The sequence below is a fragment of the Agathobaculum massiliense genome (genome assembly GCF_900291975.1).
Classification (GTDB): Bacteria; Bacillota; Clostridia; order Oscillospirales; family Butyricicoccaceae; genus Agathobaculum; species Agathobaculum ammoniilyticum.
This window is the reverse complement of sequence record NZ_OMPN01000001.1, coordinates 2,158,446-2,175,204: the sequence shown is the minus strand read 5'-3', so window position 1 is coordinate 2,175,204 and position 16,759 is coordinate 2,158,446. Positions and strand designations below refer to the sequence as shown.

Genomic DNA, 16,759 nt, shown 5'->3' with positions numbered 1-16,759 from the left:
AGACGGCCCTCCTTTCCGCAAAGCATCCTTGATGAAAGGTAAGAAAAGCAGAGCGGTCCATTTCTCCCGCTCTGCTCTCCTTTTATTTTTCTTTTTCCTGTCCGCGCGCGGTCTCCTGCTTCTTCCGCTCCACGAACCGGCCAAGGAAAAAGGCGATCACACCCACGCCTATGCCGGTTTGCACGCAGAACAGCAGGCTTTCCAGCTCGCCCGGCAGTTCACCACCGAGCAACTGCTCAAACACCGGTGTGAACCACGGCTCATAATCCTCGCCCGTGATCTCCGCCACCTTGATACTCCCCGCGTCATCCGAGCCGCCGAACTCCGCGCCGCGCAGCGCGAACACGGGACCGGCAACCAGCACCACACACAGCAGGAGCAGGACAATCAGCAACGATTTGTTTTTTCTGGTCATTCCTTATCCCTCCTCAAAGCCGACGGCACACAGTTCTGGACGCGCATAGGATTCCAGCATAATCATGACGGCCACGGTCAGCACACCCTCCAGGATGGCGAGCGGAAGCTGCGTCGGCGCAAAAACCCCCAGAAACTCCACCGCCGAGCCTGAAACGCCACCCACGACAGACGGGTACGCCACCGCGAGCTGCAGGCTGGTCACGCAGTAGGTGAGCAGGTCACCCAGTGCTGCCGCCAGAAAAACCGATACCATTTTATTAACTCTCAGCTTCTGACACAGCTTGTATATGCCGAACGAAACAAACGGCCCCGCGACCGCCATGGAAAAGGTATTCGCCCCCAGCGTCGTCAAGCCGCCGTGCGCCAGCAGAATGGCCTGAAACAGCAGCACGATCACGCCAAGAATGGACACCGCGCTTGGGCCGAACAGGATCGCGCCCAGACCAGTACCCGTCATATGCGAGCAGGAGCCGGTGACCGACGGGATCTTCAGCGACGAGATCACAAAAATAAACGCCCCCGCCATTGCGATCAGCGTGACCGAGCGCCGGTCGCGCACGACCGCCCGCTGGAGGGAAAAGTACCCTGCCAGCAGGAAGGGCAGCGCGGCCACGCCCCAGAGAACGCACATCGCCGGCGGCAGAAAACCCTCCATGATATGCATGGCGCCCGCGGTGGGCAGAACGCAGCCGAGCAATGCCGCGCATGCCGTGATACGAACCAGCTTTCGTTGTTTACCTGTCATTTTATTTTCTCCTTTCCTGACCGGCCCCGTTGGGGCCGCCGTAAAAAAAACACCGCATCCAAATGCTTCCCACGCATCGGACCGGCATCGAACGCCCACTTCCCCCTTGGTAAAAGCAGGCTTTCCGCACACCGGCTATCACTCGTAACCGCTATGCGCTTCCATCCAAAAGGGCAGGTATTCTGGCTTGGGCGTCATCATCCGTTCCGCCGGCCTTCCCGGGATGACCCAGTGGCTCTCGTCTGGCGGCGGACTCTGCCCTTACAGCGGCGGGACCGCAGAGGAATCACACCTCTTTCCCTATTATCCTGCCGGAGAAATGGCAGGCACCTTTTTGTATCCGTACCGCGATCCGGCCGGAAGAAGCTGGTTGTATTATAGCATAGCCGCGCGCGCTGTTCAAGGCCGCGCCGGCGGCTTTGCTATTTTTCTCTACCGAGCAGAGCCTCCAGCCCATCCGGCGTTTTGGGGCAGGCGGCACCCGCCGGCACAAAGCCGCGCGCCGCCAGTCGGTCGAACACATCCAGCAGCAGCGGGGGGCGCAGATGCGTGCGCGCCATCAGGCGCGTATCCCGAAACACCGTCTCCGGTGCGCCCGCCGCCAAAACGCGGCCCGCACAGAACACTGCGATCCGGTCCGCCCAGCGGTAGGCGAAATCCATATCATGTGTGGAAATGACCAGCGTTCTGCCGTCCGCATGCAGGCGGTCCAGCACAGCCTCCAACCGCTCCTCTCCCGCCGGATCGAGCGACGCACCCGGCTCGTCGAACAGCAGGATGTCATTTTCCATCGCCAGGATGTCCGCGATCGTCACGCGTTTTTTCTCCCCTCCAGACAGCTCGTGTGGCGGACGGGCGCGGAACGGCTGCAGCTCCATGTAGTCGAGCGCGTGCTCCACGCGGCAGGCAACCTCCGCCTCCGGCAGCCGCAGGTTCATCGGGCCGAACGAAACCTCGGCCGCAACGGTGGACGCAATGATCTGGTCGTCCGCGTTCTGAAACACAATGCCCGCCCGTCGACACAGCCGCCCGCGCTCCTTTTTCCCGATCAGTTCCCCATCCAGCAGCATCGTGCCGCGGTCGGGCGCCAGCACGCCGTTCAGACACAGGAAAAACGTTGACTTTCCCGCTCCGTTGGCCCCCAAAACCGCCAGCCGCTCCCCCGCGTACAGGTCGAGCGAAGCGCCATCGAGCGCGTTCTTTTTCCCGTCGTAGGAAAAATACAGGTCCTTTGCCCGAAAAACGATTTCCCGCATCGCGGCTCCTTTCTATCCTGCCGCCAGCCGCATGGCCAGCAGCGCTGTCCAGAATACCAGCGTCCAAGCCACCTGCGCGCGCCGCAGGGGCTTTTTCTCTTCCAAAAAGTGCAGCGCGCCGTCATAGCCTCGCGCCGCCATCGCATTCGAATAATTCCTCGACCGCCGCAGCGCCACGACGAGCAGGTTGGCCGCCGTGCCGCCGAACGAGCGGCAGGAGGTGCGGAAATCCCGCCAGCCCAGTCGTGCCGCCGCCGCGTCATACATACGGCCATATGTATCCAGCAGCACAAAAATAAACCGGTAGGTCAGATACATCAGCTCGGTCAGCAGGCTAGGCAAACGGACCCGATGCAGCACCGACACCAGCTCGCAGGCCGTTGTCGTGAGCGCGAGCAGATACATGGCGCTCACCGCGCCAAGCGCTTTGAGAACCAGGCCGCACGCAAAGCGCGCGCGGTCCCAGTCGGTACAGAGATAAAACCCGGGCAACGGCAGGCTCCAGTCACCGGCCGGCACGCGGGAAATATCGCACGCCACCGCCAGCCCGCCCAGCAACAGGAAGACCAGCGGCGCCCGTAAAAGTCCGATATAGGCGGACAGCCGCACCCCGCCCCTGACGTTTTGCAGCCACGCCAGCACGGCGATCACCGCAAGGGATACCACCGCGCGGTCTGCCGCCAGACAGATCGCCAGCGTCCCCAGCGACAGCACGACTTTGAACCCAGGGTTCCAGTCGTTCATGCCGGAGCAGTATGCCAGATGATCGACCGAGCGCACGCCGTGTCCGTTATGGCGCATATCCCCCTCTCCTTTCCCGTCCGATATTGTGCTTATTGTAGAGCCAACCCCGCCATTTGTCAACAGCACAGAAAGGCTGGTGCGGCACATTGCCGCACCAGCCTCCTGTTTGATTGTTTACAGACGCATCTCGAAATTCCCTGCAACGCCGATATCATCATGTACAATGATGAAAGCATCCGGATCGCGCTTGCGCACCGCACGTTTAAGTGCAAATGCCTCGTCCTTGGATACTACCGTCAGCAGCACATTGGTCGATTCCCGAGTATAGCCGCCCTCTCCATGCAGCCTTGTCACACCGCGCTGCACCGTATCAAATACCAGCTGTTCCATATTATCCAGCTTGGTGATAATCATGACATCCATCGTAATACGCTGGAAATGCACCCTGTCAAGCGTCAGGTTGGCGGTCACGGAATAGATAACCGAATAGATCGCCGCAGGCAGATTGAAGAATACCGCGCAGCAGCCGAATACGAGCACGTTAATCAGGATACATACACGTCCCACACTGAATGACGGGTTTTTCTGCGCCAGATACACGCACAATATTTCCTCCCCACCGCCGCAGCCGCCCGAAACCAGCGTAAGCCCTGCGCCAACGCCCGCAACCAGCCCTCCAACGATACAGGAGGTCAGCGTATCCGAAAAAATCGGCTGCTCTGGCCCCGTGATCACGGTCAGGAAAAAGCTGTACAGTCCGGTACAGACCAGCGTTTTGATAAAAAACGGCCTTCCCAGCTGGCTGTACGCCAGTATCAGCAGCGGGACGCTCATCAAGAAATACAGGATGCCCGCTATATCCGCGTTTCCAAGGCTGAGCCCCAGCACATTAACCAGAAATGCCCGCACCAGCTGTGCAATGCCCAGAAAACCGCCGCTGAACAGTCCCAACGGGGTGATAAATACGTTCATGCCAAACGAAAATAAAAACGTACCTGCAACAATCAGTCCCAGAGAGCGCAAGGACATATATTCTGCCAGACGGGTCCGAAGCTCCATTTTTATCTCTCCTTTCTGTCTGCGCAAAGCAAGGCGCGGCCCTTTCCGTGCCGCGCCTTCCAGCCTCAGCTTGCCTGGAAGCGGCTGAGGAACTGCTGTGTTTTCGGGTTCTGCGGATGCTCGAAGATCTGCTCCGGCGTGCCGCTTTCCGCGATCACGCCATCGCACATAAATACGGTCCGGTTGGAAACCTCGCGCGCAAATTGCATCTCATGCGTAACCACAACCATGGTCATGCCCTCTTTTGCAAGCTGACGCATGACCGCCAGCACCTCGCCCACCATCTGCGGGTCGAGCGCGCTCGTCGGTTCATCGAACAGCAGCATTTTCGGGTGCATGGCCAGCGCACGGGCGATCGCAACGCGCTGCTTCTGGCCGCCCGAAAGCTGTGAGGGGCGCGCGTTGATATACGGTGCCATACCTACCTTTTTCAGGTAAAACAGAGCGTCCTGTTTCGCCTCCGCTTTCTTTTTGTGCAGCACATGCACCGGTCCCGCCATGCAGTTCTGCAAAACCGTCATATTGTTGAACAGGTTAAACGACTGGAACACCATGCCGACCTTGGCGCGATATTGCGACAGGTCAAAATGCACGCCGCCGACCGCTTTCCCCTCATAGGTAATCTCGCCGGACGTTGGTGTTTCCAAATGGTTGATACAGCGCAGCATCGTTGACTTCCCCGATCCGGAAGCGCCGATGATGCAGACGACCTCTCCCGAACGAACCGAAAAATCAATGTCCCGCAATACGATATGCGAACCGAAATTCTTGCTCAAATGTTCGATACGCAGGACAGTATCCGTCTTTACGCCGGCACGCCCTTTCACGGCATCCACACTCTTTGCAGACAGTGCCATCGTATGGCGGTTCAAGGGCATAGTTCGGGTAACCTCCATGTTTCATGCAGCTCCTTTTCTCGTTTCAACTTAAATCTTTCATACGGATCATAGCCGCGGACAGCACCTGTCATGCCGGCGTCTCCTCCGCTTCTTCCAGAACATAATCTTTGGGACCCGCCAGGCGTTTCTCCACCAAGCGCACCAGCGCAGTCGTTACCGTTGTCAGCACCAGATAGATCATACAGATCACGGTGAACACTTCAAAATAGGTAAAAAACTGTCCGGCAACCGATCGGCCCACATAAAACAGCTCACCGACCGTGATTACACTCAGCACCGAGGTGTCCTTGACATTACTGATCAGGTAGTTTCCAATCTGCGGCACCACATTGCGGAATGCCTGCGGCAGGATGACCAGACGCATCGTCTGACCGCGCGTCATGCCAATGGCTTCCGCGCCCTCGTTCTGCCCCGGATCAATCGACTGAATGCCACCGCGCACCGTCTCAGCCATGTAAGCGCCTGTATTGATCGAAACGATAAACAGGCCGCAGGTGACAGGGTCCATATCCGCGCCGAAATAGGCTGAGCCGTAAAAAATAACCATGGCCTGCACCATCATCGGCGTACCGCGAAACAGCCAGACGTAAAACGCAATCACTGCGCGCGCGACGCGCAGCACTGCTTTGCGCAGAGTACTATCATCCGGTTCGATTTCAAGAGCGGAAACCGCGCCGGCCAGAAAGCCAATCAGGCAACCGAGCGCCGTTCCCGCTACCGCGAGAAACGCGGCAATTTCCGCGCCCTCCAAAAACGAAGATCCATAATTCTGGATAAAATACAGAACCCTTTCAAAGAAGTCCATACTACCTATGTCCATGGTAAGTAAAAGCCGCCTTTCCGTTTGGTCACTGGTTCAGCGGCTGGTTCTGACAGGCCGCGTCCATCATCTTGTTTTTCTCCTCATCGGTGATCTTTTCCAGCGCGTCATTCAGTTTACCGACCAGTTCTTCATTACCCTTGGTTACGGCGATCGCGACATCGAGCTGCTCAGCCGGCACCTCAAACCCGCTCTCCTCGTCCAGCTCGACAATTGCTAATTCCGGATTGGAGATCAGCGTACCCTCCGCAGTCGGACGGTCGAGCAGTATCCCGTCCACCGTACCCGCGTTGACCGCAACCACCAGCACCGGCACGCTCTCCATGGCCGCCTCCTTGGAGGCACTGGGAATCTGGTCAATTACATCATACCACAAGGTATTGAGCATCGACGTCGCCTTGATGCCGGACAGTTCGTCGAGCGACTTTGCCGAAGCATACGGGCTGTCTTTTTTAACGACCATCACCAGATCAGGCGAATAATATGGCTCTGTGAAATCCATTTGTGCGCGGCGCTCTTCCGTCGGGGTAATCATGGAGATCGCGCAGTCCACCTTGTTGGACTGCACCGCCATCATCAGGCCATCCCATTCATATTTATACGGCTCCAGCGTCAGGCCAGCTTCCTCGCAGACACGTTTCATAAGGTCCACCTCAAAGCCGCACAGGTACTGCTCCGTCCCCGTTATCTGGATCGCGCCGTGCGCATCCGTATCCTGCGTCCAGTTTGTCGGCACGGTCATACCCTCAAACCCTACGCGGAGTACACTGCTGTCCGCTGTGTCCGAGGCTTCGTTGCCCCCGCCGCAGCCGGCCAGCAGACTGGTACACAGCGTTGCGGTAAGGAACGTGGCTACAAGCTTTTTTCTTATCATAAGTCATTCTTCTCTCGTTATTTATTTCATACAGGCGTCCGCCTCTACGAATACCTATATTTTAAGCCGCGATTTTGAAATTGCAACCATTGTTTGCATAACTTAATCCCGCATTAACAGCGCAGCTTTAATTTTCATTCCGTTTTAATGCCGCTGCGCGCCTCCAACTCCCAGCACCGCAAAATCCCTCTATATTTTTCCTTGACAATAGACTTACACGGTTTCATATGTACCTTCCGGCTTTGTTTTGTGGACAGCCGCCAACACGGCAGACGCATCGCTTAAAACACCTTTCTGTCAAAAAAGCAGCAGACCGCAAACCGGTCTGCTGCTTTTCATTTCCATTGATTTACCAAAAATGACGACGTTTAAAAAAATACAGACAGATACAAACAACCACCGCGCTCAACAGAATTACAGCCGGATAGCCGAATGTCCAGTGCAGCTCCGGCATATAGGCAAAATTCATCCCATACCACCCTGCAATCAGTGATAAAGGAAGGAAAACCGTTGTGACGATCGTCAGCGTTTTCATAATCCGGTTCTGTGCAATATCGATCTGCGCCTGATATTCCGTACTGATCTGGCTGGCATACTCGCGCAGCATCTGCGTTTCATCCCGCAGGCTGTCCACCCTGCGCGCAAAATATCCCAAGCGCTGCAGGCTGGTTGAGTCAAACCATTCCGGCACATTCTCCAAAACCGAATCCGCCATATCGTTGAGCTGTGCATAGTAACGGTTGAAGCGGTTAAGCTCCTGCCGCAGAGCGCTCATTTGGTGGATGAAACGGCTGACTTTCCCCTGAAGCACATCCTGCTCCAGACTGGAAAGGCTCTCTTCCAGCCGCTGAATATGGGGAAGCTCGTCCTGTATCAGAACAGACAGGAAATCTACAATAAAATCTGCGGAGCCAGCGTTTTTGTGTGCGCTCAACTGGCCTACCCTGTGCAGGCACACCTGCACAAAATCATCATAGGCGACCAGCAACACATTGCTGCCGCACCAAGTGAACGCACAGTTATGCGTAGCCTGTCTGGTGTGCGCCGGCACATGGAAGAAGCCGGCAACCTGGCCTGCTTCAAAAGTAATACGGCAGTACCGCTGTTCCTTGCCGCGCATAATATGCGGCGGGGGGCGCAGCCCCATTGGCAGCGGCGCGACAGACAGCTCCTCGTGCGGGATGACGGCCAGTATATTCTCCCAAACCTCAGGCGGCTCCTTTCCCAAAAGGCGCACCCTCTCTTCCATCCGGTAATAGCAGGACATCCCATCCCCTCCTCTGCTGTCTTATTTCCATGGGCCTACCTGAAACAAAAAACCTGAGCCATACGGCTCAGGTTTTATAGTGGTGGAAGTTAACGGGATCGAACCGCTGACCCTCTGCTTGTAAGGCAGATGCTCTCCCAGCTGAGCTAAACTTCCATATGGTGACCCGTGCGGGACTCGAACCCGCGTTACCGCCGTGAAAGGGCGGTGTCTTAACCGCTTGACCAACGGGCCAAGGGAAATGGTAGCGGTAATTGGACTTGAACCAATGACCTTTCGGGTATGAACCGAACGCTCTAGCCAACTAAGCTATACCGCCATATGCTTTTCCCTGCGTCGCCCGTTCGTTGGCGACGATAAATATTATATTGCAAATATGTCGTATTGTCAAGTGTTTTTTGCTTTTTTCCTCAACTTTCTTTTTCCAGACCATCCAACACCTGCTCATAAAACGTCCTGTCCCATTGGTGTGTGTTGGAAAGCTCCTCTGCCGTCAGCAGGAAATACTGATCGGACACATATTCTCCCCGATCCGGCACAGGATCATCAAAGGTGCAGTCAATATAATAGGTTTCCCCGTCCAGCCGGACCGCATTCCATCCATGATTCATCTCCTCCGAGGCGATATAGACCGCACGCAGCCCAGCGGCTTCGCACAGCATACCGTATGCGCGGCCATAGCCCGCACATACAGCCTTATGGTCGAGTAATGCACCGTCCGCCGCAAAAGGCGCTGCCGCGCCGTCAGGCGCCGCTTTACCCGCTGTATCCGTATCATATTGACATAACCGAACCAGGGCGTCGTGCAGGGCGCGCAGCTTCTGCTCCTCAGACATGCCGCTGTCCACCGTTTCCGCCGCCAGCGCCCTTGCGTACGACCAGGCCTGCTCCTGCCGTGCGGGGCGAGAAAGCTCAACCCGCAGTTCGATCGTCTGGTTAGGACGCGTGGTCGCGTGCAGCGCAAACGCATAGGGATACCGCGCCTCCAGCGCGCTGTACACCGCATCCAAGTCGATCTCCTCCGTGCGGAACGTCACGCTCTCTCCGCCGTCCCTGACCGCCTGCTCCAGCAGCGCCGCTGCCTCGAACGGGCTCTGCACCCGCGGCGCTGAAAGCCGCGGATACAGCAGCGTGCCTGCGATACCGCAAAACAGCGCAGCGCCTGCCAGCAGCTTACCGAAACGTGTCAATTTGCGCGCCCCCTTTCCAGAAAACAAAGCGGACGGCCCAGCCGTCCGCAATTTATTCCGGATATAAAATCACATCAGCTTAACGGTATAGTATACCGCTGTAATGAACAGATATGCCGCGCCCACGCCCAGCGCAACCAGCATGCAGGCGGGAACGAACAAGGTAACCGCCACCAAAACGGTCATCAGCAGTGGAGTCACCGTGAGCATAGTGTACGCATTGCGGCTGAACTGCGAATCAACCGTCTCGCCGCGGAACTTGAATTTGCCCTTTTTCCCGTGCAGCGACCAGACGCAGATCAACTGGATCACCGTCAGCACGGCCATAGCGCCGAGCGCCACATAGGCCAGCGAACCAAAATTGGACGAAGCGAGCGCACGGTGTACCACCCACATCAGTCCAAGCGCGACGCCCGAATCCACCGCGATCAGGAAAAATTCCGGCGCGTAGGAATGATATACCAGATAATATACCGCCAGCACCGGAAGCACCACATAAAGCACCTTGATCGGCTGGATGCCCAGATAGTTGATGACCGACATGGAAAGGATGATCACAATGCTCACAATCAGCACATTGCGCCCGCAAATCAGCCGGCGTGCACCGGAGCGTTTGCCTGAAAGCTCGCGTGCCAGCAACCAGATGCCCCACAGCGCCCCAACGATGCCGATTCCCAGCAGGATCTTGATCATCAGGAACCCTGCCATGACCGTACTTCCATAATTGAGCAGGCGCTGCAGCACCATCAGCACCAGAACGCCGAGCAGGCAGATGCTGAACACGGTTAACACCTTATTTGTTGTGTATTCTTCCTCACTGATTGGCTTTTTGCCCACATTGCTTTTGGCCAATGCTTACACTCCCTCTTTTTTGTACTCACATATTGCCGCCCGCATATAAAACGGCGGCCAGCGCCGCAACCGGCGCGGTTTCACACCGCAGGATTCGCGTGCCGAGCGATACGCTTCTCAGCCCCGCCCTGACGGCGGCCTCGGCCTCTTCCAAGGTGAAGCCCCCCTCCGGTCCGATCATCAGCGATACGGTCCTGCCAACACCGTCCGCGAGCGCGTCCCGCAGGCCGGTCTTTTTCTCATTTTCATAAAAGAACAGCGCAGTCTCGCTCTCCGCCGCCTGTGCGACCGCCTGCTCCACTGTTACCACCGCGCGCACGCGGGGCAGCCGTCCTCTTCCGCACTGCTTGGCGGCCTCCGCGGCGATCTTCTGCCAGCGCTCCACCTTTTTTTCGGTCTTGTCCGGCCGCGAGACACAGTTCTGTGAAAGGTAGGGTACGATCTCGCTCACACCCAGCTCGACCGCCTTCTGCACGATAAATTCCATTTTATCGCCCTTGGGCAGCGCCATAAACAGCGTCAGCCGCTGCCCTGGCTCGGTCGCCGCCGGATGGCGGTCCCGCACATGGCACAGAACCGCGTCTTTTTCGATCTGCTCCACCGTGCAGTCATAGTCTATCCCTTCGCCGTCGCATAGCGTGAGCGCCTCGCCCTGCCGCAGCCGCAGCACGCGCCCCGCGTGGTGCGCATCCTCGCCCCACAGAACCAGCAGGCCGTTTTCCGGCTGCCGGTCAACAAAGAATCTTGGCATGGTAATCAAATAACCTTTCCTATTCTAACAAAAAAACCTCCGTTTGGCAAGTGAACATTCCGTGAATCATTTTTTCGCGGCAAAAGCGCTCCAATCCTTGCTTTCCTCCCGCGATAAAATCACAAAGCCGGTTTGTTCCAGCGCCGCGGCCACTTCGGACGCGCGTTCGTTCAGGATACCCGAGCAGATCAGCACGCCGCCCGCCGCGAGCTTGCCCGCAAACATCGGCGCCATGCCGATGATCACGTCCGCCACGATATTCGCCACGATAATCCGGTAGCCCGCGCCGATCTCCTCCGCAAGACCCGCGTCGCGCAGTGCGTCGCCGCAGAGGCCGCGGCCGATTGAGACATGGTTCTTTTCCGCGTTCTCCCGCGCGGTTTTCAGGCAGTTTTCATCAATATCGACCACCGTCCGCACATCCGCGCCCAGCATCGCGGCCGCGATGGCCAGAATGCCCGAGCCGGTCCCCATATCGAGCAGCGCGTCCCCGGGCCTGACGTACCGCTCCAGCGCGGCCATGCAGAGCTGGGTCGTGTCATGGCTGCCCGTACCGAAGCTCGAAGCCGGATCGATTTCCAGAATACGGCGCCCCTGCGCGTCGTCCACCCTCTCCCACGAGGGCTTGATGAGAAAGCTCCCGCCGACCGGAAAGGGCTTGAAATACTGCTTCCAGCCCCATTCCCAGTCCTCCTGACGGGTCAGCGCGGTTTCCGTACACAGGCGGCCCCAGGCGTGCGCTTCATCCCGCGCCTTCAGGCTTTCGAGCGATGCGCGGATGCCGGCGTACTGCTTCGCGCCCTCGCCGCTGTCCGGCAGGTATATTTTCAGGCAGGTCTCCTGCGCGCGCTTTTCGCGCACCAGATCCTCGTCTACATAATCCCAGTATATCTCGGTATCCTTCAAAAATTCCTCAAAATCCGCAGCGTCCTCCAGCACATAGCCTTCCACGCCATGCTCCTCCAAGAGCGCTTCCACCGGCCCGATACCGGCCGTTGTGGTATAGATTGTGACTTCTTTCCAGTCCATCCAAAGCCTCCCTGTCATTTTTCTCCGTATGCCGCGCATGAAACGCGCGGCGCAGATACAGCGGGCTTTTGCCCCTTATAGCCGTATCAGGCCGTACTTCTGTTCCAGATAATGCAGGACGTCCTCCGGCTGCTCCCAGGTGCCGTCGTACAGGGCCAGCCCTGCGTATACGCGCAGCCCCTGCTCGAGCAGGTCCGCGGATTCCGCGCACAGGCAAAGCGGCCGCGCGATCATATACTGATACTTCTCCAGCGCGATCACATCATCCTCGCATTCCAGCACCAGCTTGAACGCGCCCGCGTCCTCTTCCGCGTCCAGCAGCGCTTCCTCCAGGCGCGGCCCGCATTCGATCTCATCCGAAATATCGATCGTCGGGTCGATAAAGTGTACGTTCGTGCCATCCGGCGCCAGGATGAAGTCATCGTGGTCGCGCGGCACCAACCGCCCGCCGGTATGCGCGTCGATCGCCTGCAACAGACGCGCCTCGTCGTCATGCTCGACCGGCAGAAATACCTCGGTATTGTACAGCGTGGTCTGGGCGCGCAGCCATGCAGAATGTACGGATACGCCAAGCGAGAGCCGCGCATACGGTGCGGCCATATCCAGCGCCTCCGTGATGGATTCCGGCTCGTGCGCGGTCAGGATAACAGTGGTCACACCGATGCGCTGCAGCACGCCGACCGCCGCGCGTACGTCCGTGCCATCCACCATATGCCCTTCGTCGTCCTCGATCAGTAGCTCGGCAATCACCGTGCGGCCGGTCAGGTCGCCCAGCGCCAGCACGGCCGCGCGCAGAGCAGCGAACGTCTGCGCCCCCCGCAGGTAATAAAACGCGGCGCCGTCATGCAGCAAAGGCCGGAACGCCTGCTTGCACAGGCTGATGTAGCGCATCGTGAGCGGGCGCTCACACGTTTCCCTGTCCGGCACGGGCGGGCAATCGAGCGGCAGCCCGACCGGCAGGCCGTCGAGCGCCTCCGCCCACTTCGCACAGGTCGCCCCATCGGGCGCGAGCGCGCCGGCGAAGCATTCCGGACGCGACCGGTAAAGCGGCAGCGCCTCCGGTCCTGTCAGCATGAGCTGCGGTTTATGGCTGTTCTGGCACAAAGGAATGTCCAAAATCTATCTTCCTCCCAAGAAAGACGGTAACTCAGTTTTTCTTCCAGCTGCCGTCGGGCAGCGCGGTATATTGTTGCGGCTCTTCCGCCGCCAGCTTGCACAGCTCCAAAGCGGTCTGCAGCTGCTGGTCCAGCACAAAGGTCTGCCCATCCAGCGTCTGCATCGCCCCGTCCAGCGCCTGCAGCAGCTCAGGCGAGGCATACAGGTCGGGCGCCAGTTCATAGCTCTCGCAAAACGCGGCCACCGCGTCCAGCACGTTTCCGTCAAAGGTGCTGGTCGCCTCGTCGATCAGCCCGAGCAGTGCGAGGCGTTCGGTCATGGCGTACACATCGTCCGACTGGTCGCCGAAGCGCAGGGTCCTGGTGGTGTCCAGCGGGGACAGGCCGGCGCCGTTGACCGTAACCTCTCGGTTGCCGATCTGGATATCCGGCGTCAGGCCGACGCCCTCGTAGCAGCCCTGCTTTGGCAACTCAAGCTCAAGCGTGGTGATCACCAGCTTGTCGCCGTTGACCAGCGGGAAATGGTACTGCCCCTGCCCCTTGCCGTAGGTCTTTTCCCCGATCAGGAGCGCGGCACCGGTGTCCTGCAGGCTGCCCGCGAGCAACTCGGCCGCCGAGGCCGTGCCGCCGTCCACCAGCACGATAATCTGGTTGAGCGGCAGACCGCCGCCCGTGGAGAACGTCTGTTCCAGACCGCCCATATCGCTGCGCCAGCGCACGCCCGCCAGATAGACCTCCGCCTCCTGCGTCATGGCATCGGCCATCCTGAGCGCGATATCGATCACGCCGCCGCCGTTGCCGCGCAGGTCGAGGATGACCGCGCGGGTGTTTTTCTCATCCAGCCCCTCCCAGATCTCGGAGAAGGCGGCCCAGTCGTTTTGCGACCCGATCGCGCTGACCTTGATGTATTCCACGCCGTCGGCCATGGTTTTGCTCGAAACATAAACCTGGTTGACCTGACGGCGCACGCAGTCGACCTCGATCTCGCGTCCCTGACGGCGCACGGTGAGCGAAACGCGCGTACCCTCCTCGCCGCGCAGCCGCTCGGCCGCCTCGGCGCTGGTCAGGCCGGACGCGTCCTCCCCGTCGATCCGGACAATCAGGTCGCCGATCTCCAGGCCGGCCTCCTCAGCCGCGGAATACCGCAGCACCTCGCCGATCTGCACGCCGCCCGCAGTCTCCTGCAGGCCCACGCCGATGCCGATAAAGCCCTCCAGAGTCGAAAAGCCCTGCGTGTACTCCTCGCTCGACAGGTACATGGAATGGGTATCCAGCAGGGACAGAATATCGTTGACGACATGGTACAGCTCCTCTGGATGCTCTTCCAAGTATTTATTGATATAATTCTGCAGAATATAGGGGTCGTTCTCCGCCTTCAGGCCGAACGCGTCGATCAGCGCCCACACTCCGTCAAACCAAGTCTCGCTTTCCCCATCCTGCGTCACCGCACCCGCCGGCACGACCAGCAGCGCGCCCGCCAGGGCGAGCGACACCAGCCTTTTTACGAATTTTTTCATTTGCTTCTCCATTTCCGTGTCCTGCGCGCGCATGCGGCAGTCGGGTCACATCGTTTCGGGCGCTTCCACGCCGATCAGGCCGAGCGTGTTCGCAATCGCCTGCCGCGCCGCCAGGCACAGCGCCAGGCGCGCCGCGCACAGCTTTTCATCCTCGCACTTGATGCGGCACGCATTATAGAAGTGGTGGAACTGCTGCGCGAGCGCCACCGCGTACTTGTTCAGGCGCGAGGGGTCGCGGCTCTGCGCCGCCTGCGCGATCTCCTCGGGCAGCAGCGCGATCGCCTTGACGAGCTGGCGCTCGTCCGCGCCGGTCAGTACGGACAGATCGACGGCCGCCGTATCCGGCATGGGTACGCCGCCCTCCACGCAGTTTTTGATGACCGAGCAGATGCGCGCGTGCGCGTACTGCACATAATACAGCGGGTTGTCCGAATCCTGCTTGACCGCAAGGTCCAGGTCGAACTCCATCTGGGTTTCGGCCGCGCGGGAATTGAAGAAGAACCGCGCCGCGTCCACAGGAATCTCATCGAGCAGGTCGGTCAGGGTCAGGCTTTTGCCCGTGCGCTTCGACATGCGCACGACCTCGCCGCCCTGCATCATGCGCACGAGCTGCATGAGCACGATCTCCAGGCGGTGCGAGCCGTCCAGACCGAGCGCGTCCAGCGCGCACTGCAGACGCTTGACGTGGCCGTGGTGATCCGCGCCCCAGATATTGATGACGCGGTCGAAGCCGCGCTTTTCAAACTTGTTGCGGTGGTAGGCGATATCCGCCGCGAAATAGGTGTAAAACCCGTTCGCACGGCGCAGCACGTCGTCCTTATCGCAGCCGAAGTCGGTCGAGCGCAGCCAGAGCGCGCCGTCCGTGGTTTCGTAGGTCGCACCCTTCTCGGTCAGCATATCTATGGTTTCCTTGACGTAGCCGCTCTCATGCAGCTCGCTCTCGCGGAACCATACGTCGTAATTGATCTTATAGCGGCCCAGGTCGCGCTCCATGCGCGCAATGTTGGTGGGCAGGCCGTAGCCCTCGATGATGGCGAAGCGCTCCTCGGGAGTCTTGTCCAGCAGGCTGTCGCCGTACTGCCCGACCAGGTCGTGCGCGAGCGCTTTGATATCGTCACCCTGGTACCAGGACGGGTCGAATTCGATCGCGTCCTCGCCGCGCACCTCTTGGATGTAGCGGCCCTCGACCGAGTGGGCAAACTTATCCACCTGGTTGCCCGCGTCGTTGATGTAGAACTCGCGGGTCACGGTGTTGCCCGACCAGTCCAGCACAGCGGCCAGGCAGTCGCCCAGCACGCCGCCGCGCGCGTTGCCCATGTGCATCGGGCCGGTGGGGTTGGCGGATACGAACTCCACCATCACCTTTTCCGGCGCAGGGGTCTGGGTGCGGCCGTAGTCCGCCCCCATCTCGAACACGTTTTTGACCGCCTTTTCATACCAACCCTGGTTCAGCGTAAAATTCATGAAGCCCGGGCCGGCGATCTCCACCGTGTCAAAGCAGCTGTCCGCCAGGTCGAGGTTTTCCACAATCGCCTCCGCGATCTTGCGCGGCGCCGTGCGCAGCGGCTTAGCGCACTGCATGGCGAACGTGGAAGCCCAGTCGCCGTTCGCGGCGTCCTTGGGCGTTTCCACCGCAACGGGCGGGATGTCGCCTTCCGGCAAAACGCCTGCGGCGACCGCCTTGTGGTAAGCCGCCTCGACGACCCGCGTCGCCTCGGCGCGTGCAAATTCATATGCGTTCATTTATTCACTCTCCGTTACTTTTTCGTCCTTATGCCGGCGTTGTGGAAACGATCATTTCAAAATGATGCTCCCCCATGACCGAATGATCCACCTCTATCGTATAATCAATCACCAGCTCGCCGCCATTTTCACCCACCGTGTTGCGGATGTGGGAGGTATGCGTCGCAATCGCCATTTCCGTACCGACCGGTGTCTGATACAGCCCGATATGCCGCTCATCCTCGGAGAACAGCATATGGGAGGGGTAGGTCCCCGTCCGGATGAGCGAAACCGTCTTTCCATCCAGCTTGACGGTGGTCCGCGTCCCTTCCAGTCCGGTCAGCTCGCTCTCCTCATAGGCGATGTAATATTTGCCGCCGCGCTCATACAGCGTGGCCGCCGTGACCAGGTCGATCTGTTCCTCCTCGCAGTCCGCAAACTGCTGCGTGGAGCAGATCGACAGCCAAACATCCTTCTTCATATCATTCCCCATTTTCCGTCC

Annotated in this window: 17 protein-coding genes, 3 tRNA genes and 1 riboswitch; all 20 genes read right to left on the bottom strand. The window is 59.1% G+C overall.

The annotated features are described in order from the left end of the window. Nucleotides 1-82: 82 nt before the first annotated feature. The 20 genes from DBQ51_RS11115 to DBQ51_RS11020 all read right to left on the bottom strand — a co-directional run bounded on the left by DBQ51_RS11115 (nucleotide 83) and on the right by DBQ51_RS11020 (nucleotide 16,738). The gene (locus DBQ51_RS11115; protein ID WP_107631597.1) at nucleotides 83-415 is read right to left on the bottom strand and encodes an energy-coupling factor ABC transporter substrate-binding protein; all 333 of its coding nucleotides are present in this window, start codon (nucleotides 413-415) and stop codon (nucleotides 83-85) included. A 3-nt stretch (nucleotides 416-418) separates the two neighbouring features. Further along, on the bottom strand, nucleotides 419-1,162 hold the full coding sequence (locus DBQ51_RS11110; protein ID WP_054327003.1) for an energy-coupling factor ABC transporter permease: 744 nt from the start codon (nucleotides 1,160-1,162) through the stop codon (nucleotides 419-421). A gap of 155 nt (nucleotides 1,163-1,317) precedes the next feature. Then, nucleotides 1,318-1,511: riboswitch (cobalamin riboswitch) on the bottom strand. Nucleotides 1,512-1,584: 73 nt separating this feature from the next. Further along, entirely contained in the window at nucleotides 1,585-2,418 is an 834-nt protein-coding gene (locus tag DBQ51_RS11105; RefSeq protein ID WP_107631596.1) for an energy-coupling factor ABC transporter ATP-binding protein, read from the bottom strand. 12 nt (nucleotides 2,419-2,430) lie between these two features. Next, nucleotides 2,431-3,219, bottom strand: a complete 789-nt coding sequence (gene cbiQ, locus DBQ51_RS11100) for a cobalt ECF transporter T component CbiQ (protein WP_054327005.1) — start codon at nucleotides 3,217-3,219, stop codon at nucleotides 2,431-2,433. 117 nt (nucleotides 3,220-3,336) lie between these two features. Beyond that, nucleotides 3,337-4,221: a YitT family protein gene (locus DBQ51_RS11095; protein ID WP_107631594.1), complete on the bottom strand. Its 885-nt coding sequence runs from the start codon at nucleotides 4,219-4,221 to the stop codon at nucleotides 3,337-3,339. 65 nt (nucleotides 4,222-4,286) lie between these two features. Beyond that, nucleotides 4,287-5,078, bottom strand: coding sequence for an amino acid ABC transporter ATP-binding protein (locus DBQ51_RS11090; protein WP_054327056.1), 792 nt, complete (start codon nucleotides 5,076-5,078; stop codon nucleotides 4,287-4,289). A gap of 109 nt (nucleotides 5,079-5,187) precedes the next feature. Beyond that, entirely contained in the window at nucleotides 5,188-5,940 is a 753-nt protein-coding gene (locus DBQ51_RS11085; RefSeq protein WP_107631593.1) for an amino acid ABC transporter permease, read from the bottom strand. 28 nt (nucleotides 5,941-5,968) lie between these two features. Further along, nucleotides 5,969-6,814 carry a transporter substrate-binding domain-containing protein gene (locus DBQ51_RS11080; RefSeq protein WP_054327007.1) on the bottom strand — a complete coding sequence of 282 codons (846 nt, stop codon included), beginning with the start codon at nucleotides 6,812-6,814 and terminating at the stop codon, nucleotides 5,969-5,971. A 349-nt stretch (nucleotides 6,815-7,163) separates the two neighbouring features. Continuing rightward, nucleotides 7,164-8,081 carry a magnesium transporter CorA family protein gene (locus tag DBQ51_RS11075; RefSeq protein WP_107631592.1) on the bottom strand — a complete coding sequence of 306 codons (918 nt, stop codon included), beginning with the start codon at nucleotides 8,079-8,081 and terminating at the stop codon, nucleotides 7,164-7,166. An 80-nt stretch (nucleotides 8,082-8,161) separates the two neighbouring features. Further along, a tRNA-Val gene (locus tag DBQ51_RS11070) sits at nucleotides 8,162-8,237 on the bottom strand. Between the two features lie 3 nt (nucleotides 8,238-8,240). Then, a tRNA-Glu gene (locus tag DBQ51_RS11065) sits at nucleotides 8,241-8,315 on the bottom strand. An 8-nt stretch (nucleotides 8,316-8,323) separates the two neighbouring features. Next, nucleotides 8,324-8,400, bottom strand: a tRNA-Met gene (locus DBQ51_RS11060). Nucleotides 8,401-8,491: 91 nt separating this feature from the next. Beyond that, a complete protein-coding gene (locus tag DBQ51_RS11055; protein ID WP_054327009.1) occupies nucleotides 8,492-9,271 on the bottom strand; it encodes a transglutaminase domain-containing protein in 780 nt (259 codons plus the stop codon). A 69-nt stretch (nucleotides 9,272-9,340) separates the two neighbouring features. Continuing rightward, nucleotides 9,341-10,123 (bottom strand): hypothetical protein, encoded by a 783-nt coding sequence (locus DBQ51_RS11050; RefSeq protein ID WP_054327010.1) that lies wholly within the window; start codon nucleotides 10,121-10,123, stop codon nucleotides 9,341-9,343. 25 nt (nucleotides 10,124-10,148) lie between these two features. Next, on the bottom strand, nucleotides 10,149-10,874 hold the full coding sequence (locus tag DBQ51_RS11045) for a 16S rRNA (uracil(1498)-N(3))-methyltransferase (protein WP_107632174.1): 726 nt from the start codon (nucleotides 10,872-10,874) through the stop codon (nucleotides 10,149-10,151). 66 nt (nucleotides 10,875-10,940) lie between these two features. Then, nucleotides 10,941-11,903, bottom strand: a complete 963-nt coding sequence (prmA, locus tag DBQ51_RS11040; RefSeq protein WP_107631591.1) for a 50S ribosomal protein L11 methyltransferase — start codon at nucleotides 11,901-11,903, stop codon at nucleotides 10,941-10,943. Between the two features lie 75 nt (nucleotides 11,904-11,978). Then, the gene (locus DBQ51_RS11035) at nucleotides 11,979-13,019 is read right to left on the bottom strand and encodes a hypothetical protein (RefSeq protein WP_107631590.1); all 1,041 of its coding nucleotides are present in this window, start codon (nucleotides 13,017-13,019) and stop codon (nucleotides 11,979-11,981) included. Nucleotides 13,020-13,050: 31 nt separating this feature from the next. Continuing rightward, entirely contained in the window at nucleotides 13,051-14,535 is a 1,485-nt protein-coding gene (locus DBQ51_RS11030) for a S41 family peptidase (RefSeq protein ID WP_159068163.1), read from the bottom strand. Nucleotides 14,536-14,580: 45 nt separating this feature from the next. Further along, nucleotides 14,581-16,278 (bottom strand): arginine--tRNA ligase, encoded by a 1,698-nt coding sequence (gene argS / locus DBQ51_RS11025; RefSeq protein ID WP_107631588.1) that lies wholly within the window; start codon nucleotides 16,276-16,278, stop codon nucleotides 14,581-14,583. 28 nt (nucleotides 16,279-16,306) lie between these two features. Next, nucleotides 16,307-16,738: a DUF1934 domain-containing protein gene (locus DBQ51_RS11020; RefSeq protein ID WP_159068162.1), complete on the bottom strand. Its 432-nt coding sequence runs from the start codon at nucleotides 16,736-16,738 to the stop codon at nucleotides 16,307-16,309. Between the last annotated feature and the right edge of the window lie 21 nt (nucleotides 16,739-16,759).

What these genes read in the sequence shown, in the direction of transcription:
- DBQ51_RS11115 (WP_107631597.1), bottom strand. Translation starts at nt 415, where the DNA reads ATGACCAGAAAAAACAAATCGTTGCTGATTGTCCTGCTCCTGCTGTGT.
- DBQ51_RS11110 (WP_054327003.1), bottom strand. Translation starts at nt 1,162, where the DNA reads ATGACAGGTAAACAACGAAAGCTGGTTCGTATCACGGCATGCGCGGCA.
- DBQ51_RS11105 (WP_107631596.1), bottom strand. Translation starts at nt 2,418, where the DNA reads ATGCGGGAAATCGTTTTTCGGGCAAAGGACCTGTATTTTTCCTACGAC.
- cbiQ (WP_054327005.1), bottom strand. Translation starts at nt 3,219, where the DNA reads ATGCGCCATAACGGACACGGCGTGCGCTCGGTCGATCATCTGGCATAC.
- DBQ51_RS11095 (WP_107631594.1), bottom strand. Translation starts at nt 4,221, where the DNA reads ATGGAGCTTCGGACCCGTCTGGCAGAATATATGTCCTTGCGCTCTCTG.
- DBQ51_RS11090 (WP_054327056.1), bottom strand. Translation starts at nt 5,078, where the DNA reads ATGGCACTGTCTGCAAAGAGTGTGGATGCCGTGAAAGGGCGTGCCGGC.
- DBQ51_RS11085 (WP_107631593.1), bottom strand. Translation starts at nt 5,940, where the DNA reads ATGGACATAGGTAGTATGGACTTCTTTGAAAGGGTTCTGTATTTTATC.
- DBQ51_RS11080 (WP_054327007.1), bottom strand. Translation starts at nt 6,814, where the DNA reads ATGATAAGAAAAAAGCTTGTAGCCACGTTCCTTACCGCAACGCTGTGT.
- DBQ51_RS11075 (WP_107631592.1), bottom strand. Translation starts at nt 8,081, where the DNA reads ATGTCCTGCTATTACCGGATGGAAGAGAGGGTGCGCCTTTTGGGAAAG.
- DBQ51_RS11045 (WP_107632174.1), bottom strand. Translation starts at nt 10,874, where the DNA reads ATGCCAAGATTCTTTGTTGACCGGCAGCCGGAAAACGGCCTGCTGGTT.
- prmA (WP_107631591.1), bottom strand. Translation starts at nt 11,903, where the DNA reads ATGGACTGGAAAGAAGTCACAATCTATACCACAACGGCCGGTATCGGG.
- DBQ51_RS11030 (WP_159068163.1), bottom strand. Translation starts at nt 14,535, where the DNA reads ATGAAAAAATTCGTAAAAAGGCTGGTGTCGCTCGCCCTGGCGGGCGCG.
- argS (WP_107631588.1), bottom strand. Translation starts at nt 16,278, where the DNA reads ATGAACGCATATGAATTTGCACGCGCCGAGGCGACGCGGGTCGTCGAG.
- DBQ51_RS11020 (WP_159068162.1), bottom strand. Translation starts at nt 16,738, where the DNA reads ATGAAGAAGGATGTTTGGCTGTCGATCTGCTCCACGCAGCAGTTTGCG.